At 36.6% G+C, this 25,067-nt stretch carries 26 protein-coding genes; 11 read left to right on the top strand and 15 right to left on the bottom strand.

Features of this window, described 5'->3' with window-relative positions; translation table 11 throughout:
* Positions 1-6 precede the first annotated feature (6 nt).
* Positions 7-2,022, top strand: coding sequence for a motility associated factor glycosyltransferase family protein (locus FLM47_RS11480; RefSeq protein ID WP_178956424.1), 2,016 nt, complete (start codon positions 7-9; stop codon positions 2,020-2,022).
* 33 nt (positions 2,023-2,055) lie between these two features.
* On the opposite strand, the gene FLM47_RS11475 is transcribed toward FLM47_RS11480, so the two are convergent.
* The 13 genes from FLM47_RS11475 to fliS form a co-directional block, all read right to left on the bottom strand.
* On the bottom strand, positions 2,056-2,601 hold the full coding sequence (locus FLM47_RS11475) for a GNAT family N-acetyltransferase (protein WP_232735517.1): 546 nt from the start codon (positions 2,599-2,601) through the stop codon (positions 2,056-2,058).
* Positions 2,585-3,649, bottom strand: a complete 1,065-nt coding sequence (gene pseI / locus FLM47_RS11470; protein ID WP_138605281.1) for a pseudaminic acid synthase — start codon at positions 3,647-3,649, stop codon at positions 2,585-2,587. Before pseI ends, FLM47_RS11475 begins: the two co-directional genes overlap by 17 nt.
* A 2-nt stretch (positions 3,650-3,651) precedes the next feature.
* The gene (locus FLM47_RS11465; RefSeq protein WP_138605282.1) at positions 3,652-4,329 is read right to left on the bottom strand and encodes a methionyl-tRNA formyltransferase; all 678 of its coding nucleotides are present in this window, start codon (positions 4,327-4,329) and stop codon (positions 3,652-3,654) included.
* Between the two features lie 73 nt (positions 4,330-4,402).
* On the bottom strand, positions 4,403-5,518 hold the full coding sequence (gene pseG, locus FLM47_RS11460; protein WP_178956423.1) for a UDP-2,4-diacetamido-2,4,6-trideoxy-beta-L-altropyranose hydrolase: 1,116 nt from the start codon (positions 5,516-5,518) through the stop codon (positions 4,403-4,405).
* Positions 5,505-5,981, bottom strand: a complete 477-nt coding sequence (locus tag FLM47_RS11455; protein ID WP_138605284.1) for a GNAT family N-acetyltransferase — start codon at positions 5,979-5,981, stop codon at positions 5,505-5,507. The genes pseG and FLM47_RS11455 overlap by 14 nt, the downstream gene beginning before the upstream one ends.
* Positions 5,982-6,040: 59 nt before the next feature.
* Positions 6,041-6,712 carry a PIG-L deacetylase family protein gene (locus tag FLM47_RS11450; RefSeq protein ID WP_138570517.1) on the bottom strand — a complete coding sequence of 224 codons (672 nt, stop codon included), beginning with the start codon at positions 6,710-6,712 and terminating at the stop codon, positions 6,041-6,043.
* Positions 6,713-6,769: 57 nt separating this feature from the next.
* Positions 6,770-8,056 carry an aminotransferase class III-fold pyridoxal phosphate-dependent enzyme gene (locus FLM47_RS11445; protein ID WP_178956422.1) on the bottom strand — a complete coding sequence of 429 codons (1,287 nt, stop codon included), beginning with the start codon at positions 8,054-8,056 and terminating at the stop codon, positions 6,770-6,772.
* Complete coding sequence (locus tag FLM47_RS11440; protein WP_178956421.1) at positions 8,049-8,813, bottom strand: cytidylyltransferase domain-containing protein; 765 nt, start codon at positions 8,811-8,813, stop codon at positions 8,049-8,051. The genes FLM47_RS11445 and FLM47_RS11440 overlap by 8 nt, the downstream gene beginning before the upstream one ends.
* 21 nt (positions 8,814-8,834) lie before the next feature.
* The gene (locus tag FLM47_RS11435; protein ID WP_138605287.1) at positions 8,835-9,695 is read right to left on the bottom strand and encodes an aldo/keto reductase; all 861 of its coding nucleotides are present in this window, start codon (positions 9,693-9,695) and stop codon (positions 8,835-8,837) included.
* Positions 9,692-10,843: a UDP-4-amino-4,6-dideoxy-N-acetyl-beta-L-altrosamine transaminase gene (gene pseC, locus FLM47_RS11430; protein WP_178956420.1), complete on the bottom strand. Its 1,152-nt coding sequence runs from the start codon at positions 10,841-10,843 to the stop codon at positions 9,692-9,694. The genes FLM47_RS11435 and pseC overlap by 4 nt, the downstream gene beginning before the upstream one ends.
* A 13-nt stretch (positions 10,844-10,856) precedes the next feature.
* Entirely contained in the window at positions 10,857-11,858 is a 1,002-nt protein-coding gene (gene pseB / locus FLM47_RS11425) for a UDP-N-acetylglucosamine 4,6-dehydratase (inverting) (protein ID WP_138605289.1), read from the bottom strand.
* Between the two features lie 45 nt (positions 11,859-11,903).
* On the bottom strand, positions 11,904-12,227 hold the full coding sequence (locus FLM47_RS11420) for a hypothetical protein (protein WP_178956419.1): 324 nt from the start codon (positions 12,225-12,227) through the stop codon (positions 11,904-11,906).
* A complete protein-coding gene (gene fliS, locus FLM47_RS11415) occupies positions 12,227-12,622 on the bottom strand; it encodes a flagellar export chaperone FliS (protein WP_109874274.1) in 396 nt (131 codons plus the stop codon). Before fliS ends, FLM47_RS11420 begins: the two co-directional genes overlap by 1 nt.
* Positions 12,623-12,990: 368 nt before the next feature.
* Here fliS and FLM47_RS11410 point away from each other — a divergent pair, with 368 nt between their 5' ends.
* Together FLM47_RS11410 and FLM47_RS11405 are read left to right on the top strand one after the other, a co-directional pair.
* A complete protein-coding gene (locus tag FLM47_RS11410; RefSeq protein WP_010387896.1) occupies positions 12,991-14,427 on the top strand; it encodes a sigma-54-dependent Fis family transcriptional regulator in 1,437 nt (478 codons plus the stop codon).
* A 215-nt stretch (positions 14,428-14,642) separates the two neighbouring features.
* Positions 14,643-15,935: a DUF4910 domain-containing protein gene (locus tag FLM47_RS11405; protein ID WP_212751290.1), complete on the top strand. Its 1,293-nt coding sequence runs from the start codon at positions 14,643-14,645 to the stop codon at positions 15,933-15,935.
* A 35-nt stretch (positions 15,936-15,970) separates the two neighbouring features.
* Here the strand turns inward: FLM47_RS11405 and FLM47_RS11400 are convergent, their stop codons facing one another.
* Positions 15,971-16,660, bottom strand: a complete 690-nt coding sequence (locus FLM47_RS11400) for a class I SAM-dependent methyltransferase (RefSeq protein WP_138570510.1) — start codon at positions 16,658-16,660, stop codon at positions 15,971-15,973.
* Positions 16,661-16,909: 249 nt separating this feature from the next.
* Here FLM47_RS11400 and FLM47_RS11395 point away from each other — a divergent pair, with 249 nt between their 5' ends.
* The 6 genes from FLM47_RS11395 to FLM47_RS11370 are packed head-to-tail and all read left to right on the top strand — an operon-like array spanning position 16,910 to position 21,627.
* Positions 16,910-17,974, top strand: a complete 1,065-nt coding sequence (locus FLM47_RS11395; RefSeq protein WP_178956418.1) for a 4-hydroxy-2-oxovalerate aldolase — start codon at positions 16,910-16,912, stop codon at positions 17,972-17,974.
* Complete coding sequence (locus FLM47_RS11390; protein WP_178956417.1) at positions 17,971-19,332, top strand: class I adenylate-forming enzyme family protein; 1,362 nt, start codon at positions 17,971-17,973, stop codon at positions 19,330-19,332. The genes FLM47_RS11395 and FLM47_RS11390 overlap by 4 nt, the downstream gene beginning before the upstream one ends.
* Positions 19,329-19,949, top strand: a complete 621-nt coding sequence (locus FLM47_RS11385; RefSeq protein ID WP_138605294.1) for a hypothetical protein — start codon at positions 19,329-19,331, stop codon at positions 19,947-19,949. Before FLM47_RS11390 ends, FLM47_RS11385 begins: the two co-directional genes overlap by 4 nt.
* Positions 19,946-20,602 carry a cyclase family protein gene (locus FLM47_RS11380; protein WP_178956416.1) on the top strand — a complete coding sequence of 219 codons (657 nt, stop codon included), beginning with the start codon at positions 19,946-19,948 and terminating at the stop codon, positions 20,600-20,602. Before FLM47_RS11385 ends, FLM47_RS11380 begins: the two co-directional genes overlap by 4 nt.
* Positions 20,595-20,849 carry a hypothetical protein gene (locus FLM47_RS11375; protein ID WP_178956415.1) on the top strand — a complete coding sequence of 85 codons (255 nt, stop codon included), beginning with the start codon at positions 20,595-20,597 and terminating at the stop codon, positions 20,847-20,849. The genes FLM47_RS11380 and FLM47_RS11375 overlap by 8 nt, the downstream gene beginning before the upstream one ends.
* A gap of 1 nt (position 20,850) precedes the next feature.
* The gene (locus FLM47_RS11370; RefSeq protein WP_171039589.1) at positions 20,851-21,627 is read left to right on the top strand and encodes an AAC(3) family N-acetyltransferase; all 777 of its coding nucleotides are present in this window, start codon (positions 20,851-20,853) and stop codon (positions 21,625-21,627) included.
* Between the two features lie 161 nt (positions 21,628-21,788).
* Here the strand turns inward: FLM47_RS11370 and FLM47_RS11365 are convergent, their stop codons facing one another.
* Complete coding sequence (locus tag FLM47_RS11365) at positions 21,789-22,379, bottom strand: DNA-3-methyladenine glycosylase I (RefSeq protein ID WP_178956414.1); 591 nt, start codon at positions 22,377-22,379, stop codon at positions 21,789-21,791.
* Between the two features lie 129 nt (positions 22,380-22,508).
* Here FLM47_RS11365 and FLM47_RS11360 point away from each other — a divergent pair, with 129 nt between their 5' ends.
* Together FLM47_RS11360 and FLM47_RS11355 are read left to right on the top strand one after the other, a co-directional pair.
* Positions 22,509-23,624: a PAS domain-containing sensor histidine kinase gene (locus tag FLM47_RS11360; RefSeq protein WP_075169684.1), complete on the top strand. Its 1,116-nt coding sequence runs from the start codon at positions 22,509-22,511 to the stop codon at positions 23,622-23,624.
* Positions 23,617-25,041, top strand: coding sequence for a sigma-54 dependent transcriptional regulator (locus FLM47_RS11355; RefSeq protein WP_178956413.1), 1,425 nt, complete (start codon positions 23,617-23,619; stop codon positions 25,039-25,041). Before FLM47_RS11360 ends, FLM47_RS11355 begins: the two co-directional genes overlap by 8 nt.
* Positions 25,042-25,067 lie beyond the last annotated feature (26 nt).

Here is a 25,067-nt window from a genome sequence, read left to right as displayed (position 1 = left end):
TGAACTTTGGACGCTAATCAGCAAGAATTAACAAAAATGATGTTGCAAGCAACCCTGCTTGCAAATTTAGCTCTACTTCAAGAGCAAATGCCGGCTATTTATGAAACATTTAAAGATTACACGCCAAGCGATACTGGTGTTGCAATCGATGAAATGGGCAATGCTAACTTGTTTAACAATAATGAGTTCGTTTATCAAGATGAGCCTAGAGAATTCGCTAAACAGCAAGTTATTCAGTTTCTAGAAAACCCGCTTTACTTCAAATATCAAATAAATCACCAAGATGACACAAATATTGTTTTTGAACATGCTGCGCTATTAAAATCAATTTACAACGTACGTACCGCTGAAACAGATAATAAAATAAATAACCCTGCTGAAGAAAAGCGCCTCGACTTTGTTTGTTTTTTAGGTGGGGGGTTAGGCTATCAGATAGAAGAGTTACTCAAGAAAAAAGATGTACTTAATGTGTTTTTATTTGAGCCGAGTAAAGATACCTTCTATGCACTTTTACATTGTATCGAATTAAAGCCGCTTTTTGATAAATGCACTGCCAATGGTGGGCAATTTTCAATACGTGTTTCTGGTGGTGAAGATGGAGTGATTAACGAAATTTCTAAGTTTTTGTTTAATCAGGGTCATTTTAACCTCAGTCAAATTCTTTTCTTAAAGCATTATAATAGCCCACTGATTGAGAAAACAATTGAGCGTATTAAAAGTATCGGACATCGTTGGTCTGCAGGCTGGGGTTTTTTTGAAGATGAAATAATAGGTGTATCTCATACTCTGGCTAATTTAAATGAAAAGTTTCCAGTATTGAAAAAGCCTGAGTTAGTAAATAACACTCTGCAAGAACATTCTGTATTTATTGTTGCTAATGGTCCCTCTCTTGATGATGCGATTGAGTTTTTGAAAAAAAATCAGGGTGACATCATTATTATTTCTTGTGGTACAGCATTAAGAGCCTTACTTAGTAATAATATTAAACCTGATATTCACATAGAAATGGAGCGAGGCGCAGGGCTGCTAGAATGGGTGGAGTCAATAGATCGCGTCTCTGGACTAAAGATAAAATTAAATGAGATAAATATTGTTGCACTTAATACGGTATACGATAGCATTTTAAAGCGCTTTAAAAGTGCGCATTTGTTATCAAAATTAAATGATGCAGGCGGTCGTCTTATTCGTGCTTTGGATACAAAAAAGCAATTTACCTACCCTGACTACAGTAACCCAACAGTATCGAATACAGCACTTGCTACAGCTATTGAGTTGGGGTTTAAGAAAGTATATTTAGTTGGTACTGACTTAGGCTTTGTATCTAAAGAGCATCATCATTCAAAACATAGTATCTATTTTGATAATGACTTTAAGCATAAAAAAGTGGTTGAGCAAGGTATTGAGGGAGCATTTATTGTTAAAGGTAATTTTACCGAAGAGGTCTTTACGATTCCTATATTTGACTCATCAAAGGGTAACTTAGAGTTATTACTCCAAAAAAACCTCAATGTTAAAGTATTTAATACGGCCAATGGTGCATTTATAAAGTATTCTGAGCCTAAACGTATTGAAGATATTACTGATATGAAGCCAATTAGTAATAAGCAAGATAAAATAACAGAGCTACTTAATAGGGCTACTTCTTTAGAGCAATTATCTGCTGGTAACGTTAACTATAAAATGGAAGCTATAAAAGCTAGAACCAAAGATGTTCTTGAGCAGCTGTTATCAATTACTTCTCAACATTTTGAAACACGTGAGCAGCTTGCTGATGCGTTTAATTTACAAAATAAAATATTACTTACATTACGTAATAGCACCGCAGACGATAATGTAGTTTATTGGCTGATTCAGGGAACTTTTAGATATTTTCAAGCTTACATTATGACAAGTAGCTATTATTACAATGATTTAGAAATGCGTACAGGATTTATAAATGCATGTATTGATGCGTTTCATGAGCATGTAAAAGGTATTTATTTAGAGTTTATTGAAAACTATAATAAACCGGCCAAAGCTTAGCTTTGGCCTTTTTTGGTAAATAACTTACTTATATTAGGGTTTAATATTAAACAAAGAGAGTTGGATTAGATCACTTGGTTTTCCATTCAATATATAATGATTTTTAAGTACACACTCTTTGCTATAGCCAGCCTTTTTAAAGGCTTTAAAACTTCCAATATTGTCGGTGTAAACCCAGGCGACTAGTTTTCTAATCAATAACGTTTCGAAAGCATATTGGTTAATTAGCTTGATAGCTTGATTTGCATAGCCTTTCCCCCAACTTTCTTTTTCGCCAATAAACAGACTCACTTGAGCAATATTATGAATCCTATTTATATTTCCAACTTTAATATTCCCAATGTGTTTATTATTGTTGGTTCTAATCGTAAATAATTGTTCAAGCGGGTTATTTAAATTAGCTGAAATATAATCCTTAACTGAGTTAAGATCCTGTTTACTAAAACGAGTTTCTAAGTACTGATTTACTAGAGGATCATTAAGCCAAGCAACATAATTTTCATTTACATCGTCTAAAGATATACTTTGCAAAAAAATATCTTTCACCTCATTACTTGTTACTTTAACTAGATTTTTCATCAATTAGCTCCCATTTAGCAGCTGTTCCTCTTGTTATATTTACAGAAGTTTTCTTACCAATCAGCGTATCGTAATACTTACAGGGGAGACCGTAGCCTGGACGTATTCTTTTTATGTGTTTTTTTGTTATAACTGTACCTGCTGGTACGTCTTCAATAAAATAAATAGAGCGTCTAAATTTTAGGTTTTCGCTTTCGGCTGATTTTACTTCATACCCTGGATTACCTATCGATTTGTACACTTCTTTGCTTTGACTAACAATTGATTTAAGCTGCTCAGGCTCAATTGAAAATTCTGAATCAGGCCCTTTTTTAGATCTATCTAAAATAAAATGCTTTTCAATAAAGCATGCTCCTAAAGCCACTGATGCAATTGCTGCCGTTGTGCCTAAGGTATGATCAGATAAGCCTGTAATAACGTTAAAGCGTGTTGCAATATCCGAGATTGTAGCTAAATTAGCTTGCTCGAATGGCGCAGGGTAAGCACTTATGCAATGCAATACAATTAGTTCATCACAACCATTATCTCTTGCTGTGCTAATCGCTTCCTCTATCTCTGAGATATTAGCCATACCAGTAGACATAATGATAGGTTTACCTGTTTCAGCAACTCGCTTGATGAGAGGTAGATCGGTTAATTCGAAAGAGGCCACTTTATAAGCTGGGGTGTTTAATGCTTCTAGCAGCTCAACGGCTGTTTCATCAAACGGTGTTGAAAATAAAGTGATACCGACTTCTTTGGCCTTTTCAAACAGTGCATTGTGCCACTCAAAAGGAGTATGGGCCCACTCATATAATTTATATAAATTATAACCATCCCATAATCCGCCTTTAATCTGAAACTCGTCCTTATTACAGTCGATAGTCATTGTATCGGGCGTATATGATTGAATTTTTATTGCATCGGCTCCACATTTAGCGGCTTCTTCAATTGTTTTTAGGGCTTCTTTAAGATCGCCGTTATGGTTAGCTGAAAGCTCAGCAACAATGTAAGGTTCATAGTCTAAACCTATTCTTCGACCATCTATTTCTACAAATTTATTTTTCATGATTACTCAAGTAAAGTTAATTTTATATTGGCAGTTAAAGCGTCGTTGCTTTTTTTGGCATTTGTAAACTCAAGCTTATACTTTCCATGTTTTATGTATGCTTTTGGATAACTATCGGCATCTAACATGCGAATATGATCAAAGATATCATCCAGCTCTAAGTTCGTATCAATAACACTTTGGCTTGGATTGCGTCTTGAAAATGCTGTTACAGGGCCTTCTTGAGGTGTTACTTCAGGATTATCGTTAACAATAAACTCAATCATATCAAAAGTTAAAGCTGAACAGCGTAAAAATATTTGTTGCGCTGTGCCCTCCAAAGATAGAGCCCTTTTTAGATAAATAGGGCCTGTATCTATACTTTCTTCCATTTTTAGGGCACTTAACTTTGTGGTGGTATGGCCAAGAGAAATTAAATTCTGCATTGGGCTTCCGCCCCGTCCATAAGGCAAATCAGTCATATGAAAGCAAACGCAATTAAAGTTGTTAATTATTTCTTCGGGAACAATCCAGCTCCAATGAGGAAAAAATATATATTTAGGGTTTAGATGTTTTAAGTGATTATAAGTGAGCTCTTTTTTGTCAGTAATTAAATGCCAATTTCCATTATAAGCTGGCGTGCGTTTTTTATATTGGGCAATATTCCAGTCTTTAATTGTAGCTACAATGTAATTGTTCATATTCAATCGCTTATCGGTTTTAGAGACGCTATCTCATAGTCAAATTAATAGTTATTCAGCTTCAGGTAAATTGCTACTCTATGACTTTTAGCACTTCGTTGGTGACTCTTACAGTGCCTTTGCCATCACAAATATTAATACAATTTTTATGAACATCATTACTTAATTTTAACCTATTTTGCCAAAATTCAATTTCTTTAATTAACTTGTCTTCAATCTCTGCAATTGAAATAAAGCGGATCACTTCAGCTAATTGAAGCGCGTTAGCGATCTCTCGCTGATTGTCTGCTTGTACAATAACAACAGCAGGAAGGCCTAAAGCGCATCTTTCCCATGATGTTGTTCCAGCTGCACCAATCGCTATTGTTGCCGTTGACATAATTTCCGCAATATTACTCGGCGATATATGTAAAAAGACTTTTTTATGACATTGTGCAAAGTTAAACACTGATTTCACGTTTTTTGCTGTTTTATTTAGGATTACATTAATTCTTTCAAAGTATTTTAATTTGATTACTCGCGCTAATACTTGAAGAGTCAAATTGTCAGGATCTGTTCCTCCAAACATTATGAGTAAGGTGCGCTCTTTTTTTACAATTGATGCTTTTTGAAAATCTAAAAACTCAGGCCTTAATAAAGCAAAGCTTGAGCCAAGTAGGAGTTTTGTATGGTTATTTATCAGATGCGAGTATTTAACTGTTGGGCATTGGTAGGTTTGATCTAATAACAAGTCACAATTGTGTATTCGGTTCGCTAGATCGTCAATAACCATAATTTTTTTGGTTATGCTTTTTACTTTATTATGCCAATGGTTATCAATAGCATAATGATCTATTACGATTAAATCGTAATTTTTCCCCGCTGTTAATTTTAGAAACTCTTCACAGTCATCATCTATGCTAGTACCCAGCCATGAGCTGTAGTTTTTTAAGTCGATGGTATTTTTTGGAGGAGCCATTCTAACAAGCTCAAACCCAGATTGGATTATATTTTCATTACTATTACCGGCGGCATCGCGACAGAAAAAAGTGATATTAACATTGGCAGCCTTTCTAATTGCTGTCGCTAGTGTGAGGCAGCGCATCACATGGCCTGAACCAATATTTAAAGAAGCATCAACTCTAAAAGCGATGTTGAGTAATCGAGTCGGAGTTTCGGTATTACTTTTATTTATATTAATGCTCACCATCTAGAGCCTCTTTACGGATGTAAATGAAACATTTTTTATTTTCTATTGTTGTTTCTTTTTCACGTTTAAAGTTACAGGCTTCGAATAATTTAATAGATGCTATATTTTCAATTAAAATAATCGCAATAAATGTACTATTTTTATTTTTTTCTATTAGTTTTAGCGCTTGTTTTAACATTTTTCGACCGTAACCATAGCCTCTACTGCAAGGAGATAAATGCGTGTCTATTTCATATGTATTAAGATCTGTTTGATTAAATCTGACTTGTCCGATTGGTTTGTCGTCAATAGATGCAATATAAATTTTACTATTAAGAGACGCTAGTTGCTTATTAAACCAATTTAAGTGATTTTGTAAGGTAATTGGGGCGTCTTTTAATGCGCAGCTGCGAATAACAGGATCATTAGCCCACTGGTATAAAGTAGTACAATCACTTTGCTCGGCTTCCCTTAATGTTATCATTTTATTTTCTATCCTAAATTAGGTATTAAAACCGCAACTTTATAACGAGCGTAATAGGCCTAATCTATAAAGCGTTCAATATAAAATGCTTCAGCAAGTGGAGTGCCTATACACATGCCTCTAAATTTAGCGAGTGCTTGAATATTCTCAAGACTTCGAGTGTGTGGTGCTTCTCTCATTTCATCTTTATAAGCTGTAAGAGCTTTTATTTTTTTACTAAATACATGCTCGATATTGACAAAATAGTTCGGTTTGAATGCCTCGTAACGATGACTTGCCCATTCAGTGCTTGATAGTGTTTCGAAGCAAAATATTTGCTTTACTGATTGCATGGGTTGCGGCCTGCAAGCTGTTAAAACAGCTTCATAAGTTTTTCGATGATCAACATTTAAATCGCTATGATAATGGGTATACACGCGTGCAATTATATTTTTAGATAAAAATAGTTCGATGGCTTGCGCTATTTTTAAAAGTGGTATGGTATCGAATTCATTATCAGGAAAATCTAATGATGTTAGATTATTAGGTGAAACGCCTAAATGTTGGGCGGCATTTAAAAAGGCTGCTTGCCGGGTTTGAATCTCTGCTTCAGTATATTCTAGGCGCGAACTAACCCCATTAGAAAGTGTTAAAATATATACTTCATCACACTTTTCAATATGGTTCGCGATTGTGGCACCACAGCCGAGTGTCTCATCATCAGGATGGGCGACAATTACTGCTACTTTCATACTTACTATCCTCGATAAATTTAACTAAGAGAAGAGTTGTCTTACATTAGTTGTCATTTATCTAACTTTAAAAACTGGCTCTAAAAGATGTCCTTTAAAAACATCATATAAATTTTGTGTTTCTATTGTATTTTTTAAAATAAAAATAACTTCATCGTATGCATTAAGTAATTTTTCTATATCATCATGTGTATGGGCATAGCTAAGGTTATGACTACCACCAATTAAAATACCTCTAGAGCACATCTCTTGAATAAATAAAGATTTTAGCTCTAATGAGGAGTATTTTTGAGTGTCTTTAATAATAATAAAAGACCATGACGGATGACCTGCAGTGCTCAGCCAATCTTTTACTTTGTGTTTTTCTATTAATTTATTAAGCTCACAAATTAATTTTTCACCTAAAGTGTGAATATGTGTCAGTACTCTTTCTTGCTGCATTTTTTTTAATGTTGTTTTTGTAGCAATTAAAGACATGGTTTCGCCCGCAAAGGTACCGGAGAAGAAAATATCTTCCATCAATGACATTATTTTTTGTTTACCTACGACAGCTGAGATAGGGAATCCGTTTGCCATGCCTTTGCCAAAGGTTGCTAGGTCGGGTGTAATATTAAATAAGCCTTGAGCACCATGTAGATCGAACCGAAAACCGGTAATTGTTTCGTCAAAAATTAGTACAGAGCCATGTTTTTTACAAAGTGCTTGTACTCCTTGAAGAAATCCCGTTTCTGGAAAGGAGACATTCATTGGCTCCATAATTACAGCTGCAAGCTGTTCAGGGTATTCAGTAAAGAGCCTTTCTAATGAGCTAAGATCATTGTATGTAAACGCATGGGTAAGCGCTCTAACACATTCAGGGACACCTAAATTTCTGGTTGTTGAGCCAATATACCAATCTTGCCAACCATGATAACCACAGACAGCAACATGCTCTCTTTTTGTATAAGCTCTTGCTAGTCGAATAGCAGCAGATGTTGCATCACTGCCATTTTTACCAAAACGCACCATTTCAGCGCAAGGTATTAGCTTTGTGAGTTCTTCGGCGACTTCCATTTCTAATCTATGAGGAAGGGAGAAAGTGATCCCTGAGCTAAGCTGGTCTATAACAGCTTGATTCACATCAGCATCACAGTAGCCTAAAGAAACAGAAAGTAAGCCATTCACAAAGTCAATATACTCATTATTATCTGCATCCCACACTTTAGAACCTAAACCTCGTTCAATAAATAAAGGTGCTGCATTCTGTGGGAACGCAATTCTACTCTTACTAAAAGTTTGGGAACCTAGAGGAATGGTTTTTTCAGCTCTATGTAGCCACTCCGCTGAATTAGTGTAATTATTCATAGCCTTCTTCTTTATCTTGTTTTAATGATTTAACCATTCCCTCATTTCGAGCAATTTGGGGGTTTAATAAGTTCAGCTCTGGTTTATGTGATAACAATTCCAGTATATCTTGATAATTAAAATTAGGCTTTTTTACATATAAATTTTCATATATTGATGAAATCAACTCAAAGTCTTTGGGTTCGTCAACAGTCCATCTATAGGCAGACAGGTCTTGCTCACTTTGGATATTCTGTAACTTATACTTATCAGGGTGACTTGTTATATAAGGTGTTACGTGTTCTAACTCAGAAGGCTTTTCTGCATATTTATAAGCGTTGTGTAAGGCCTTCTTACTAATAACTTCAATATCGAGACCATCAGGGTATGTGGCTACTAAGCAGTTTGAAGTATAATCATTGTTGTTTTTTAAATGACTATTAATGACATAGTCCATGAGCTCAGGGTCAATCACTGGGCAGTCAGCTGTTATTCTAACGATAGCATCACAAGGGTAATTGAGTTCAGCATGAAAGTACCGGCTGAGAACATTGCTTAAACTTCCTCTAAAGCATAATAAATTATTCTCATTGCATAACTGTTCAATAATGTCGTCACTTTCATCAGTACTTGTGACAATAACTAGGTTGTCTACCAACTTGGCTCGTTGTACACGCTTAGCTTGTTGAATAAACATAGGTAAACCTTGGAGATTCTTTAAAACTTTATTAGGTAAGCGTGTTGATCCTGTCCTAGCTTGCATGAAAGCATTTATCATATTTTTAATCCTAGCGCTTAATTAACCAAGCCATTGCGATGGATTGATTAATGCTAAATTACTTGAAGCTAAAGAGGCTAAAACGTCATCCGAGGGGAGTGTAAGCTTTTTTGCGACGCAGTAGCTGTCTATTAATTGTGTTAACTGTTCTTGTGAGCAACACCCTATAATTGCATTTTCGATATGAGGGGCTTTTTGCGCAATAATTGCTAATGCGAAAGTTAGCCGATTGCAGCCTAATTCATTAATAACACAATTATACTGAGAAAACTCATTATTAAACTGTGAAAAATAAGCGTTATTTTGAATCATTGGCTCTAATAAAAGCCCTTGTAAAAATATCGAGCGAGCGTGAAGCTTTATATTTTTTTCTATTAGCTTATCGATGATTTCAGGTTGTATAAAACGTTGATCTAACCAATTTACAGGAGCTTGAACCAGATCTAAATTAAACCTTTCACTAAGTAATTCAAGCTCTTTAGGGTTATAAACAGAAACACCTATTCGCTTAACTATGCCTTTGGCTTTTAACTGCTCTAGCTGCGAAAAATAGTCTTCCCCTGAACTGCTTAAAAGCAACTCACAATTATGAAATAACACTGCATCAATTGACTCACAGTTCAGATTTTTTAAGCTTTTTTCTACCTGCGCGTGAATATTTTCACCTGATACTTTAGTAACAATAGATAAAGCTTGGCTTAAACCCGATTGACCAATATTACTCTCGCTACTACCATAAGCCGATGCCGTATCAACAACTGTTATACCAGCGTCTAGTGCGAGGCTGAGTATTCGTTTAACCTCATCAGTTTTAACCTGTCCGACAGTATTACTAATGCCATAATCTAAACCAAATTGGGCGGTTCCTAAAGCGATTTTCATAGTTGTTCGGCTAGTGTTTCTATTATGAAATTTTGTTCTGAATTAGTTAATTCAGGATGCAAAGGTATAGTGAGAGCGCAACTGTAATATTTTATTGCATTTGGAAAGTCATTTGCCTTAAAGCCAAGCTCTTTATAATAAGGTTGTATATGAATTGGAATATAATGCAAATGACTCGTTATGCCTCGCTCTCTTAAACTACAGATAAGAGACTCATGTTTTACAACTGCGTCACCAGACAAGGTTAAAATATATAAATGGTAACTAGAGTAGCTTTGTTGTGATTGAGTTAAATGATTAATAGGCAAGTCTTTTAATTTGCTAGAATAGACTTTAGCCAGCTGGTTGCGCTTTGTAACAAATTCATCGAGCTTTGAAAGCTGGCTAAGGCCTAATGCCGCTTGCAACTCAGTCATTCTATAATTAAAGCCGAGTTCAATTTGCTGATAGTACCAAGGGCCATGACTTGGTTCGGTCATTTCACTCGGGTTGGCTGTAATTCCATGGCTACGTAAACGCTCCATTCTTTTAGCAAGTTGTTTATTGTTTGTTACCGCCATGCCTCCTTCAGCTGAGGTGATTATCTTGACTGGATGAAAGCTAAATACGCAAATATCTGAAAACTCACAACTGCCCACTGGGCTGCCTAAATATTTTGCACCAATAGCATGTGAAGCATCTTCAATAACCTTAAAGCCATATTCAACTGCAAGTTGATATATAGCCTGCATATCACATGACTGACCTGCCAGGTGAACTGGGATGACTACCTTTGGTAAACGATTATTTTCTTTAGCAATAATAAGTTTTTTTTCTAACTCATCAGTGCACATATTCCCTGTTGCTACATCAATATCCACAAAATCTATTTGAGCACCACAGTAAAGTGCACAATTTGCAGAAGCAACGAACGAAATAGGGGAGGTCCATACAATATCGTCTTTCCCTACATTTAACGCTAAACATGCAATGTGCAATGCCGATGTGGCACTGTTTGTTGCACATGCATAGGTGCTGCCACAATATTTCGCAATGGCTTGCTCAAAAGCGGGGACTTTAGGGCCTTGCGTTAACCAGTCGGATTTTAAGACATCAACTACTGCGTCGATGTCTTGTTGAGAAATAGCTTGTTTGCCGTAAGGGATCATGGAGTAATAACTTTTAAACTAATGCTTCAATGTTGAAGGCTTCAATTTCTTCAATCGTCATGTAATGAGGGTTGTTTAAAGAGTTATATTCAAAGCCTTGCTGAACTTTTTTTCCCTTTTCATCAAGCGCATTTACTGTAAAGTCATTACTACGACTGCTAAATTTAATGCCTGGTGCAATAACAAAGTGATCGTTATATTCATAGGTTTCAAAACACAGATCGGCAGGGCACATAACCTCATGAAGTTTCTCGCCTGGGCGAATACCAATAATTTTAATAGGTAATTCAGGAGCCATTGCTTTTGCTAGGTCCGTAATGCGAATTGATGGAATCTTAGGTACGAAAATTTCACCACCCAACATGCGCGCGAAATTTGTTAAAACAAAATCAACGCCTTGTTGAAGGCTTATCCAAAAACGGGTCATTTCATCATGAGTGATAGGAATATGATCACGACCTTCATTAATAAACTTTTGGAAAATAGGCACAACGGAGCCTCGCGAACATACTACATTACCGTAGCGCACCACTGAAAAAGTGGTTTTATGGCCGCCAGCAATGTTGTTTGCCGCTACAAATAATTTATCTGAAGCCAATTTAGTGGCACCGTATAGATTAATCGGGTTGGCTGCTTTATCCGTAGAGAGAGCTATGACTTTTTCAACGTTATTATCAAGTGCTGCATTAATAACGTTTTCTGCGCCATTTATGTTGGTTTTTATACATTCCATTGGGTTGTATTCAGCGGCAGGTACCTGCTTAAGGGCTGCAGCATGGATAACGTAATCAACGCCACGCATTGCGCGATTTAGTCGTTCTTTATCTCGAACATCGCCAATAAAGTAGCGCATACAAGGCTGATCAAAATCTTGCTGCATTTCAAACTGCTTTAGCTCGTCACGAGAAAAGATAATAATTTTTTTGGGGCTGTACCGTTCTAATAATGTTTTTACATACTTTTTACCGAACGATCCTGTTCCACCTGTTATTAAAACTACTTTTCCATCAAACATGTGATTTTCTCCACAGCTAACCAGCCTAATATTGCCAAATCTATTTTAAAAGTTAGATTTATACTTATTTACAGCTTTTTTATTTTTTTGATTACCAACTATTTTAACCGCTAATAGTTGCTTTTGATTATCTATTTTAACAGATAGCTGTTCTATTAGGTTAATTAAAAACTCAAGTTCAGTAGCTGAATAATGAGTTTTTTCTCTAGAAAGTGAGCTACTTATGTGAATATCAAGTTTATTATGAATATTCAGCGCTTGCTCAATATCCCAATCTTCTGAGTCAGCAATCAAACTTACTAGATCATTGCAATATGCTCTAGTCTCACTATCTTTAACTTGTGAGCTTGTAACCCGCTTTAAAGACATTATAGTTGTGGTTCTCTTTGTTCAAATGGAATTGCTTCCCAACCTGATTTTATTTCCTTAATCAAGGTAATTACTTCATCAATTTTTTCTATATCGTTCTCGAGGTTTGCGGTTAGTAAGCATCGCTGACAATAATCATATAAAGAGTCTAAGTTAGTTGATACTTCATTATTATGTTCAAAATTTAATACTTGCTGCAAAGCACCAAGTAGCACAATACAATCAGAGATTGCGTTGCCTTTTTTTTCTAACTCTTTACGTTCAATAAACCCTTTAGCAGCTGATAACTTACCAACAATATTAACAAACACGAGTTTGACTTGATCATAAGGCGTCATTTCTTTAACGCTGCTAACTGTAATTTGACGGTATTTATTGATTGATGCGTGCGCCATAGGTAATTCCTTAAATTTTAATTACATGTGTAGAACCTTAAGCAAGTTTAGTTCCAACATAAGTTTGACTATTACTTATCGGCCAAAACAGTCACACCTTTAAGTAATAATAGCAGTTTTTATGAGTTTCTTCTGTGTGAAATCGTATCATTACTGGTGGCAAAAATGTGTTAGGTAATTCATCCTAAGTGGGTAGTCCGTTATAAATAGTTAAAGAGTTATTAGTTATAAAGTATTGACTTTTCAGGCGGTGTGTCTGTTTTTTGGCGTTAATGTCAAAAAATCGCCGCTATTACTTGCATCCAAATCCAACTGGCTTACAATTTGATTAATAAAACAAATTAGTGAAATAAATGGCTCGCTAAAAAATGATCTTAATTTTAGATAATAATAATAATCGCTCTATTGGATTATATGCATCGCTTACTTTTATTGGTGAGGCGGTACAGTTGCAAACAGAAGCTGACTTTGAGCAGGCATGTAGTCACTATCAAAACAAAGAATGTATTGTGGTGTTAGGGGCGCTGCAATCTTTAGATCATGAAAGTTTAATTAAACGCTATCCAACATTTCCTTTTTTACTGATTGGTGAAACGCTCAAACCGCTACTGAGTCTCGCCAATGTTGTTGGACTAATTTGTGAGCCATTTACTCATGAAGTTACCACTCAGTTACTCCATGATTGTCAGCAATATCAGCGTATGCTGCCTCATGAGCATCAACATAATAAAGAAAAAAGCACCTTTGATGGCCTTGTAGGTGAAACCAAAGCTGTAAAAGATTTACGCTTTTTAATTACTCAAGTTGCTAAAACCGATGCCAACGTGCTTATTTTAGGTGAGTCGGGCACGGGTAAAGAAGTAGTTGCTCGTAATGTGCATCTGCTTTCTAAGCGTAACAAAGGCCCATTTGTACCAGTAAACTGTGGGGCAATTCCTGCGGAGCTACTAGAAAGTGAACTATTTGGCCATGAAAAAGGTGCATTTACCGGGGCTATTTCAGCACGTAAAGGCCGGTTTGAATTGGCGCAAGGTGGCACGCTATTTTTAGATGAAATAGGGGATATGCCGCTGCAAATGCAGGTCAAGTTACTGCGAGTACTACAAGAGCGTAGCTATGAGCGCGTTGGCGGTACCAAAGCGATTCAAGCCGATGTACGTGTTATTGCTGCAACCCACCGTGATCTTGAAAGCATGATTGAAAAAGGCTCATTCCGAGAAGACTTATACTATCGCTTAAATGTTTTTCCTATTGAGAGTCCATCACTTGCTCAACGTGCAGAAGACATCCCTTTGCTACTTAAAGAGCTAATGCGCCGTGTAAATGAACAAAGCGGCACTACGGCTAAGTTTACAGAGCGTGCTATTGATAGTTTAAAAGAGCATTCTTGGCCAGGTAATATTCGTGAGCTCGCTAACTTAGTTGAGCGTATGGTTATTATGTTCCCAGACAAGGTGGTTGATGTTCCTGATTTACCTAATAAATACCGCTACATTGAAGTTGAAGCCTATGAGCCACAGTACCCAGAAGAACTGATGGAGCGTGATGCGTTTAATGATATTTTTAGTGGCGGATTCAGCGAAGACGAAATAGACCTCGAAGATGATTTTGCTCAAGCGGCACCCGGTTTATTGCCCGATGAAGGTATTGAGCTTAAGGAGTACTTAGCTGAGCTTGAAATTAACTTAATCACCCAGGCATTAGAGCGCTTTGATTACGTTGTTGCCCGTGCTGCTGAAGTACTAGGCGTAAGGCGAACCACACTGGTCGAAAAAATGAAAAAGTATAATCTTTCTAGGGATTGATTAAAACCGCTAATAAATTGAACTGTAGTTAATAAAGTTCTATGTTATTTTTAATTTTGGCTTTAAAACTTGATTTGCCTCCCATTAAATAGTGACAATTTAATGGTGTGCGGTGCTCTTTTTCTTATTGTACACTCCTAAGTTAATGAATAATCTAGCATGTGTTTTATGCAGGTAACGCTTTCTATACAAAGTAAAGTAAAATAAGGTTAAAAATGAACGAAGCAATCGATGGAAATAGAATGTATGGGTGGGCAAAGGAGCTATTTCCAATCAATCGAAGCCTTACAGGTGATGGTGTAAGAGAAACATTGAGATATATCAAACAGTTTGTACCGGAACTGGTTGCACATGAGGTTCCTTCAAATACTATCGCTTTTGACTGGAAGGTACCGCAAGAGTGGAAAGTAAATAACGCATACATAATTGATCCTAATGGTAATAAAATATGCGATTTTAAAGTTAATAACCTACATCTAATGGGTTACTCAGAGCCTGTTAATAAGACACTTTCTTTAAAAGAATTACAAGCCCACCTTTACAGTATAGAGGATATGCCTGACGCAATACCATATGTTACATCATACTATGAGCGTAATTGGGGATTTTGTCTTAGCCACTCTCAACGTTTATCTTTGACTGAAGGTAGTTACCAAGTTGTTATAGATACAAATTTATTCAATGGGCATTTAACGTATGGAGAGTTTGTTTTACCTGGAGAAACAGAAAATGAAATTTTGCTTTCTACATACATATGCCATCCTTCTTTAGCTAATAATGAATTATCTGGACCAGTTGTTTGTATGGCATTAATTGAGCAACTTAAATTAATGACTGACCGTAGATATACTTACAGAGTTTTATTTTTACCAGAAACCATAGGATCAATAGTTTATATTTCAAAACATTTAAAACGTTTGAAAAAGCATCTGAAAGCTGGATTCATTGTCACATGTGTCGGTGATGAAAGAGAGTACTCTTACCTAAGTTCACGCAACTCTCGTACTTTAGCCGACAGAGCAGCACTAAGTGCTTTAAAGAATTTAGTTGGTAGTTTTAAACAGTATTCTTTTCTTGAGCGCGGTAGTGATGAGCGTCAATTTTGCGCTCCTGGTGTTGATTTACCTGTATGTTCAATTATGCGGAGCAAATACGGGGAATATCCCGAATATCATACATCATTAGATGATCTTACATTAATTACACCTGCTGGATTAAGAGGTGCTGCAGATGTAATTGTTGGCGCTATTCAATTATTAGAAAAAAATAAAGTATATAAAGCAACTAATTTATGTGAGCCGCAACTTGGTAAAAGAGGATTGTATCCTAATACGAGCAATATGCAGCAAGATTATACTCAAGTAAAAATGCTCACTAATTTACTAGCTTATGCAGATGGAGGTAGTGATTTATTAGAGCTTGCTGATAAGATTCGAGCTAATATTTTTGAGCTTTTACCTTTAGTTGAATCTCTCGAAAAAGCTGGTTTAATCAAAGTTCAAGACTAAATAGGGTAGAAGGAGCGCATAAATGCGCTCTTTTGTTAGTTTAATTTAATTACAGCAACATACCAATTGTAAGCTAATCCGAACCAATCCATTTTTATTTCTGCGCATTCACAATATTGTGAAATATTTGAAAAGCAGCTCAAAAAATCATCTTTATCTTCAAAGCGACGCATGACTTGACCATTGCGAACTCCGAAGTAATCATTTTTAATTCTCACATACCCTTTTTCGAGCTCTTCACACGATTCGTAAATAAAAGCTGAAGCAGTTGGAACAGATACGATTAGATAGCCTTTTGGCTTTGTTACTCTTACGAATTCATCAATATGTTTTTGATAATCAAAACTTTCAGAACTCATATAATAACTACTATTCCAAGATATTAAATAATCAAACATATTCGCTTCGAATGGGATTTCTTCGCAGCTACCTATTCGTAAGTCTAATTCTTGGCCTTTAAACTCCTTTCTTTCAGAGGCATTATTTACGATATCTTTTGTGATTTCTACCCCACTACTCAATAAACCAAGTCTATTAAAAAGAGGGAAATTACGGCCATCACCAAAACCTACATCTAAAATTTTCTTACCTTGAAAATTTTTATCTAGAAACTCTAACTTTGGAAATTGCCCTAAAAAAATTCTAATAACTGCTTCTGGTGGGTAGGCTATTTCTGTGTTTTCAGCATATATGCTATTCCATGATTTATCTCTATCATACTTCATTGTAGTATTATTACCTTTATATAGGGTTAGGTATAATGTTTAACACTTAAGATAACATTTCATAAATACGGTTTACAATATTTATAGGAATATCTAGCTGCCAAGGTTATTAATAGTGGCTTGTATTTTGCTTTATACTTGAAAGCTAGTAAAAACTTTAAGTATGGCAATGTTCATCGACTGGTCTTCGAGTAGAGGCAAAATAAGCGCACTTTTAAGTAGTGCTCCAATTATTAAAAGGTATTAGTGATGAAGTATCCAAAAATACTAGAATGCACTTTAAGAGATGGAAGTTATGAAATTGACTTTCAGTTTTCTAAAAATGATACAGTTGGTATTTGTAGTGCACTAGATTACTGTGGATTTGAGTTAATAGAAGTTGGTCATGGTGTCGGTCTAGGTGCTTCAGAAAGAGGTATAGGAGTTGCTCTTGAGACTGATGAAGTCTATATGAAAGCAGCGTCTGAGAGTGTAAAAAAAGGTAATTGGGGGATGTTTGCAATTCCGGGGATTGCAAATTTAGAACACCTTACGTTAGCTGAGTACCATGGAATGGATTTTGTTCGCTTAGGTTCTACAATATCTGATTTTAAAAAGTGTGAAAAATTTATAAGCTCTGCGAAAAATAAAAGTATGCTCACATACGTCAATTTCATGAAGTCGTATACTGTTTCGCCTAGCAAGCTGGCTAAGGCTGCAAAGGCTGCTTTCGAAATTGGGGCTGATGCTGTTTATGTAGTGGACTCAGCAGGCGGAATGCTACCACAAGAAGTAACGGAGTATGTTCAAGCAATACTTGCTGAATGCCCTAGTCTAACAGTTGGATTTCATGGGCATAATAATTTGGGGTTAGGTGTGGGAAACGCTCTTGCCGCTATCAATGCTGGTGCTGAAATTATTGATTCGTCGCTGCAAGGATTTGGACGTAGTGCCGGTAATACAAGTACAGAACAAATTATAGGGTGCTTGGCTCGTATGGGATTGGAGGGAAAAATAGATCCAATACAAGTAATGGATTTAGGTGAAGAACTCATAAAACCTTTGATTAATAAAAATGGTCTTTCATCTATTGACACTATATCAGGGATGTCATTATTCCATTCTAGTTATATGCCTATAATTTTTGAAATGTCACAAAAATATAAAGTTGATCCAAGGCATTTAATTATTTCTGTTTGTAAAGAAGATACTTGCAATGCACCTGAAGAAATGGTTGAAAGGCATGCAATTGAGCTGTTAAAAATACAAAAGGCAAAAGGGTATTGGAAGCCGAGTTATAAAAATTACCATGTGAATGAGCAAGTAATTCTATGATAAAAGAACTATTTAAGTCAGCAGAACAACACTCTTTTGCAATAATACAAGGTACTCAAAAGATTACTTATTTAAATTTTGAGAGTCAGGTAATGTTTTATATGAATCAGTTAACTAAAGCTGGTGTAAGTCAAGGTGATAAAGTAGCTCTAGAGCTCGAAGATAAATTGGAGTTTTTTGTAATTCTTGTTTCATTGTTCACATTAGGTGCAAAGGTCTTACCATTATCAGCTAACTACAATGAATGTTATAAATGCACATTGCTGGACATCTTTAACCCTGACAAAGTAATTAACAATGTTGGCGAATTTGAAGAATACATACCCGAAAAAAAAACGAATAGCTTTATCTATAAGGATAGTTCGAATAATGCTCAGGTTATTACCTTTACTTCAGGGACTACAGGTACACCAAAAGCGGTATGCCACGACTTAAAAAGCTTACTTGTTTGCGCTGAAGCGTTTAACAAACATAATGAAATCGGTTGTGAAGTTAAGATGTTGCATGTAATGCCTTGTTTTTACATGGCTGGTATTCTTAACACTTTTTTATGTCCATTAATAGCTGGTGGATGTGTCATTTTAAGTACAACCTTCTCGGCTAGTAATGCCGCAACTATCTTTAAGAATTTTGCTAAATATAGAGCAAATGCTATTTGGCTAAGCCCTTCAATGTTAGCCCTTTCATCTAAAATGACAACCGATAGAGATACTATAGGCTGGGTAAGTGATTGCGCAGCAAAGATATTTATCGGTACTGCGCCTCTTATGCAAAATACAAAAAAAGAGTTTGAGCATAAATTTGCACATGAAGTTTTAGAAAGTTATGGCACAAGTGAGCAGTTGTTTATATCTTGTGCGAAAGTCGGTGAAGGGCATTTGGACGGAGTTGGTCGGTGTCTGGATCTTGTAAATGTAACTTTTTCTGATTCGAACGAAATACTAATTGATTCTCCTTGGGAGATGCTTGGCTACTTAAACGCTGACTCAGAGTGCCCTGCTACAGGTGATATTGGAAAGTCATCATCAGGGGTTTTAAGCATAACTGGACGTAAAAAAGATATTATTATTAAAGGTGGAATTAATATAAGTTCGAGGTATATAGAGGATGTTAGTTTGAAGTATGCTGGTATTATGGATGCTGCAGTAGTTGCAAAGCCCCATGATTTTTGGGGTGAAGTGCCAATATTATTTCTTTTATCAGAGCATGATTTAAATATTAAATCTATAAAGGCGTGGTTGGGTACCTTGTTACCTTCAGAGTTTCTTCCTGAAAAAATAATTGTTTTGAAAAGCTTTCCTACTTCAGTCACGGGAAAAGTAATGAAAGCAAAGCTAATCGAAAAGTACTTAATATGATTATTGGATTCTCCCATCTTACTTGGAATTCAGCTTTTGTTGAGCGAGATATCTCTAAATTTAAAGAGTTAGGATATGAATCGGTATTTGATGAAAAAGAGTTAGAGAATAACTATTCAAAAAAGGATTTACTTGCTTCCTATTCTGCGAAACATGATATTAAATTACTTAAACGAAGTGATTCATATGACATTGAGATTATTAATCACCATAGTAAAAACATGAATGTACAAAATCGTTTATTTTACAGTGACTCAATGATGACTATTTTGATACCATCAGGTTGTTTTGCAAAGGAAATTGATTTTTGGTGTGGGCTAGGTTTCAAAGAAAGTGGAAATTGCCTAAGGTTATCTAGACCTGTAAAAACATGGAACCTCGATATCTCTTTTGTTTCAACGGAACAAGATCTTGTAGAACAAAAACTGGATCTACAAGGCTTTACATCAATTGCATTTATAGTAAAAGATTTAGCTCTGTTTAAGAGTAAACTAAAAAATAAAGTAATTTGGATTTCTGAGATATTTACTCTTGAAGTTAATGAACAGAAGATGGATATACTCCTATTTAAAACTCCCTCAGGGGTAATAATAGAACTCATCGAGGTATTAAAATGAAAATAACAGATTTAACAATGTTGCTTGAAGAGGGGATGCAAACATTTGCAGCTCATTGGCACCCCTTTTTTGAATCAACTCAGTTAGGACGACACGGAATTGAAAATAGAGAAACGCGAAAAATTGTATTAGGTACACACACTGGAACTCACATAGATGCCCCAAGGCACTTTATTGCTGATGGTGAAACAATTGAAAATATACCATTAGCTCAATTAAATGGGCCTGCACGGGTTATTGACTTTTCGAATCTTGCAGATAAACATGAAATTACTAAAGATGAGTTGACATTAGCTTTAGGTTCCCAGTGTCCGGTTCGCCTTGTTGCCAGGTTTGACTGGGATTTAAAATTAAACACTAATGAATACTACACAGACCATGCCTTTTTTTCTGAGGATGCTTGTCAATGGCTGGTAGATAATGGGTGTAAGCTTATCGCCCTAGATACCCCCCAGCCTGACAACCCTTTAAATGGAAGAGGGGCAGAAAAGGATGCACCTAACCATAAAATACTGCTTGGTGCAGGTGTTGTTATCGTTGAATATTTAATTAATATTCGTTCGATTGAGAGCGAAGAATTTACGCTTATCGTCGCACCCTTAAAAATTAAAGGTGGCGATGGGGCTCCAGTTAGGTGTTTTGCAATTGAGTAAGAGTAATGAAATGCTAGTAAAAGAAAAGCTAGTGCAGTGGTTTGTTTCCAAAAGCCAGATGGAAAATATTGATACAACGTTAAATTATTTTGAATCCGGTTATATTGATTCATTTGACGTGCTGATGTTAATAGAGTTCTGTGAATCAAGCTTCAATGTAGTGCTTAATGAGATACATTTTGAAGATAGAAGGTTCTCTTCAATTGATGGGTTGGTTGATATTTTAAACGATTTACAGGTGCAATGAATTGCAAAACTATCATTATAGTAGGACTGATTTTGAGTTGGCTTTACAATCTGTAGGGATTTGTAAAGGTGATACTGTTTTTTGTCATAGTAATGTTGGTTACCTAGGTTACCCGGAAGGAGTTACTTCCAAGCAGCAATCCTTAGAGTTAATACTTAGTACTTTTTTAAATTTACTAGGAAGCCAAGGTACCTTAGTGGTACCTACCTTTACTTATTCATTTGGTAAAGGAGAGAATTTTAATGTCAATGATACAGCGTCTGACTGTGGTATGTTCTCAGAATATATTAGGACTAATCCATTGTCAGTGCGAAGCAATGACCCTTCTGTATCTGTTTCTGCTATTGGAAAGTATGCTAGTTTCTTAACAAATAAAGTATCTGAAAATGCCTATGATGAGGGAAGCGCTTTTTCACGACTCGTTCAATTAAAGGCTAAGGTGCTTAACATTAACTTTGATGCAGGCAGTACGTTATTACATTTTTTTGAAAGAGTACATAATGTATCTTATAGGTTTGACAAAACATTTTATGGTAAAAAGTTTGATGGCAAATGCTATATTCCATGCAAATCAACCTTATGGGTTCGAGATTTAAACATAGAGGGGTCTCAGGCGAGTTTCGAGCGCTTTAACCGTTATGCCAGTGATAAAGGTATTTATAAAAGGGCTAAGGTAGGTCGAGGTGGAATTGGCTGTATTTCTGTCGAAGATATGAACAAGGCATTCTCAGAGTTATATGAGAAAGACCCTTGGTTTTTAACAGATAAACACATTTAATTTTTTAAAGATAATGGAGTTTTTTCGAACATTTAAGAATATAAGTGTTAGATTAATTATGAAATGAATCAATAAAAAGTATGAAAACAGCACAATGTAACGCTTTTAACTAGACTTAATTGGCATCGTTCAGGCTAACTAAATCTATTTTAATTACTAACCTATGAGTACTGCGCGATATCTTCTTCCTTCCTAAAGCAATCATTACTATGATCGTTAACCATTCCACAGGCCTGCATGTAAGCATACACTGTGGTTGGGCCTAAAAATTTAAAGCCACGCTTTTTTAAATCCTTCGCAAATAACGTCGATGCCTCAGTAACTGCAGGGTAGTCGGCCAGTGTTTCTAGATCGTTTACCTGAGGTTTATTACCAACAAACCGCCATTGATAATCACTAAAACTGCCAAATTCTTCTTGAATTGCAATAAAGCATTTCGCGTTATTAATTGTTGCGACAATTTTTAAGCGGTTGCGAACTATGCCCGCATTTTGCATTAATTTTTCTATATCGTGTTCAGTAAAGGCCGCTACTTTGTGTACATCAAAGTTGGCGAAGGCATTTTTATAATTCTCACGCTTTTTTAATATTGTATACCAGCTAAGTCCTGCTTGTGCCGATTCTAATGTTAAAAACTCAAAAAGTAGTTGATCCTCATACACTGGGACGCCCCATTCATGATCATGATATTCCACATAGTCAGGTTTTGTTGTATCTAACCATGGGCAGCGGCACTGAGTCTCTTTATTCATACATTTTCCTTTGCGCGTCATTTTTACGGCACGTGTTTTTACGGTTTAATCTATTGAATTTACTGTAAAATAATTTTGGTACACATTATGCATTAGCTACTGTATCTACATTATTTTAGAGAGTTGATTATGGCCCTTGCAAGTGTGCTAAAACCCCAGTTTATTTCTGCTAACCAGTATAACCCATGTTTACTGCAAGAGGAGTATGTTGGTGAGTTGAGTGATTTGCGTCAACAGGCAAGTTGGCTTTCTCATTTAGTTGATACTATGCCTGCGGGCGTGATTGTACTCGATGGTAAAGGAATGATCGCTAAAGCGAATCAAATTGCTATCGATATGCTCGGTGAACCACTAGAAGGTGAGAAGTGGTTTAGTGTTATTCAGCGCTCATTTCGTCCTCATCAAGATGATGGTCATGAAGTGTCGTTAAAAGATGGACGCTTAATAAAACTCGATATTACCGCACTTGCGCCAGAGCCTGGGCAACTTATATTAATGACCGATTTGACTGAAACCCGACGCTTACAAAAACGAGTCGCGCATATGCAGCGTTTAAGTGCGTTAGGTAAAATGGTGGCATCTTTGGCCCATCAAGTACGCACACCGTTATCAGCAGCGATGTTGTATGCTGCCAACTTAGGCTCAAAGCGCTTACCGGAAGCATCACGCGGCAGTTTTCACACAAAATTAATGTCTCGCTTGAAAGATTTAGAAACCCAAGTAAACGACATGCTGCTATTTGCTAAAAGTGGTGATCAACAGGTAGTTGAGCAAGTGTCGATGCAACAGTTACTCAGTGAAGTAAAAGCTGGTGCCGATGCCATGGTAGCGCTCAATGATAGCGAATTAAATGTGAGCTTACCTGAACCCGATATAGAAATCATGGGTAATAAAACCGCATTAGCAAGCGCTATTCAAAACCTAATTCACAACAGTATTCAAGTTATTGGCAGTGGCGCGCAGGTTTACCTTAGCGCCCAGCGTGACAAACAAGACTCTGACTTTGTACGCATTAGCGTGAGTGACAATGGTCCAGGCATTGACTTAGTCCAGAGCGAGAAAATATTTGAACCTTTTTATACCACTAAAAGCCAAGGTACAGGCTTAGGGCTTGCCGTTGTTAGTTCGGTAGCCAGTGCGCATCAGGGAAGGGTGGAGGCAAACAACAACCCACACGGGGGAGCAATTTTTAGTATGTTGCTGCCTATTAGTGTCACATCTAAATTAGGGGAGTCACATGAGTAACACTATTTTAGTTGTAGAAGACGACGCCGGACTTCGTGAAGCATTAATTGATACTCTAGAAATGTCGGGCATCGCTTGCACGGCAGCCAGTAGTGCAGAGCAAGCCATGTTGTTATTAAAAAAAGATGTATTTTCACTGGTGGTCAGTGATGTACAAATGGGCGAAATGAGTGGCTTAGATTTATTACGCAGTATTAAATTAAATCACCCTGATTTACCCGTTTTAATGATGACGGCCTATGCCACTATTGATGATGCGGTTGAAGCCATGCGCCTAGGCGCGATTGATTATATGGCTAAGCCATTTGCACCAGAAGTGCTATTGAACATGGTGAGCCGTTACTTACCTGAAAAGGAAAAAGAAACAGACGGTCCTATCGTTGCCGACCCTAGTAGTATTCAATTACTTGAACTTGCAGGTAAAGTTGCTCGTTCAGATGCCAGTGTAATGGTACTTGGGCCAAGTGGCTCAGGTAAAGAAGTGCTGGCACGGTATATTCATGACAAGTCAAAACGCTGCAATGAACCATTTGTAGCAATTAACTGTGCTGCTATTCCTGAAAACATGCTTGAAGCTACTTTGTTTGGCTACGAAAAAGGCGCGTTTACTGGTGCGATTCAGGCCTGCCCGGGTAAGTTTGAACAAGCACAGGGTGGGACTATCTTACTTGATGAAATCACCGAAATGGATTTAGGCTTACAAGCTAAACTACTGCGGGTATTACAAGAACGCGAAGTTGAGCGTTTAGGCGGTCGGAAAACTATTTCGCTAGATGTACGTGTGCTTGCAACCAGTAACCGCGAATTAAAAGAGGCCGTTGCTGAAAATCAGTTCCGCGAAGATTTATATTATCGACTCAATGTGTTTCCTTTACTGTGGCGACCTCTGTGTGAGCGTCCTGGCGACATTATTGTACTGGCTAAGCATTTAATTGAACGTCACTTAAGTAAAAGCAAAGAGCCAATGGCGTATCTAGATACAAGCGCTGAACAAAAGCTACTTAGCCATAGCTGGCCGGGTAACGTTCGAGAGCTGGATAACGTTATTCAACGTGCTTTAATTTTACGCAGTGGCAGTACTATTGATGAGCATGCAATTTTTATCGAAAATTTAACCCCAACTCAGTTTGTGGTTGAAACAACGTCAGTGCCTGAGCCTATAAACAATAGTCTCAGTAACGCTTATTATGATGAAAAAACAATGCCCGAAGATGAGCAAAAAAATGATTTGCTCGCCTTAGACACGGGGAGTTATAAAGATGAGCTTAAAGATAAAGAGCATCGCATAATTCTAGAAACCTTGGCGCGTTGCCAAGGGAAACGTAAAGAAGTAGCCGAAACCTTAGGTATAAGTCCACGTACTTTGCGTTACAAATTAGCGCAAATGCGCGATTTAGGTATTTCCCTCCCTGCATAACCTCAACAGCTCTAAAACTAAGTAAC

The organism is Pseudoalteromonas sp. Scap06, from assembly GCF_013394165.1.
Classification (GTDB): Bacteria; Pseudomonadota; Gammaproteobacteria; order Enterobacterales; family Alteromonadaceae; genus Pseudoalteromonas.
Note: the sequence above shows the minus strand (reverse complement) of the source record. Positions and strands in the feature narration are given on the sequence as shown.

Coding starts and splice junctions, on each gene's coding strand:
- FLM47_RS11445 (WP_178956422.1), bottom strand. CDS start 8,056: ATGAATAATTACACTAATTCAGCGGAGTGGCTACATAGAGCTGAAAAA.
- FLM47_RS11435 (WP_138605287.1), bottom strand. CDS start 9,695: ATGAAAATCGCTTTAGGAACCGCCCAATTTGGTTTAGATTATGGCATT.
- FLM47_RS11410 (WP_010387896.1), top strand. CDS start 12,991: ATGATCTTAATTTTAGATAATAATAATAATCGCTCTATTGGATTATAT.
- pseG (WP_178956423.1), bottom strand. CDS start 5,518: ATGGTGAGCATTAATATAAATAAAAGTAATACCGAAACTCCGACTCGA.
- FLM47_RS11420 (WP_178956419.1), bottom strand. CDS start 12,227: ATGTCTTTAAAGCGGGTTACAAGCTCACAAGTTAAAGATAGTGAGACT.
- FLM47_RS11360 (WP_075169684.1), top strand. CDS start 22,509: ATGGCCCTTGCAAGTGTGCTAAAACCCCAGTTTATTTCTGCTAACCAG.
- FLM47_RS11405 (WP_212751290.1), top strand. CDS start 14,643: ATGAACGAAGCAATCGATGGAAATAGAATGTATGGGTGGGCAAAGGAG.
- FLM47_RS11390 (WP_178956417.1), top strand. CDS start 17,971: ATGATAAAAGAACTATTTAAGTCAGCAGAACAACACTCTTTTGCAATA.
- FLM47_RS11465 (WP_138605282.1), bottom strand. CDS start 4,329: ATGAACAATTACATTGTAGCTACAATTAAAGACTGGAATATTGCCCAA.
- fliS (WP_109874274.1), bottom strand. CDS start 12,622: ATGGCGCACGCATCAATCAATAAATACCGTCAAATTACAGTTAGCAGC.
- pseC (WP_178956420.1), bottom strand. CDS start 10,843: ATGATCCCTTACGGCAAACAAGCTATTTCTCAACAAGACATCGACGCA.
- FLM47_RS11450 (WP_138570517.1), bottom strand. CDS start 6,712: ATGAAAGTAGCAGTAATTGTCGCCCATCCTGATGATGAGACACTCGGC.
- FLM47_RS11365 (WP_178956414.1), bottom strand. CDS start 22,379: ATGAATAAAGAGACTCAGTGCCGCTGCCCATGGTTAGATACAACAAAA.
- pseI (WP_138605281.1), bottom strand. CDS start 3,649: ATGAAAAATAAATTTGTAGAAATAGATGGTCGAAGAATAGGTTTAGAC.
- pseB (WP_138605289.1), bottom strand. CDS start 11,858: ATGTTTGATGGAAAAGTAGTTTTAATAACAGGTGGAACAGGATCGTTC.
- FLM47_RS11440 (WP_178956421.1), bottom strand. CDS start 8,813: ATGATAAATGCTTTCATGCAAGCTAGGACAGGATCAACACGCTTACCT.
- FLM47_RS11380 (WP_178956416.1), top strand. CDS start 19,946: ATGAAAATAACAGATTTAACAATGTTGCTTGAAGAGGGGATGCAAACA.
- FLM47_RS11455 (WP_138605284.1), bottom strand. CDS start 5,981: ATGATAACATTAAGGGAAGCCGAGCAAAGTGATTGTACTACTTTATAC.
- FLM47_RS11400 (WP_138570510.1), bottom strand. CDS start 16,660: ATGAAGTATGATAGAGATAAATCATGGAATAGCATATATGCTGAAAAC.
- FLM47_RS11385 (WP_138605294.1), top strand. CDS start 19,329: ATGATTATTGGATTCTCCCATCTTACTTGGAATTCAGCTTTTGTTGAG.
- FLM47_RS11355 (WP_178956413.1), top strand. CDS start 23,617: ATGAGTAACACTATTTTAGTTGTAGAAGACGACGCCGGACTTCGTGAA.
- FLM47_RS11475 (WP_232735517.1), bottom strand. CDS start 2,601: ATGAAAAATCTAGTTAAAGTAACAAGTAATGAGGTGAAAGATATTTTT.
- FLM47_RS11395 (WP_178956418.1), top strand. CDS start 16,910: ATGAAGTATCCAAAAATACTAGAATGCACTTTAAGAGATGGAAGTTAT.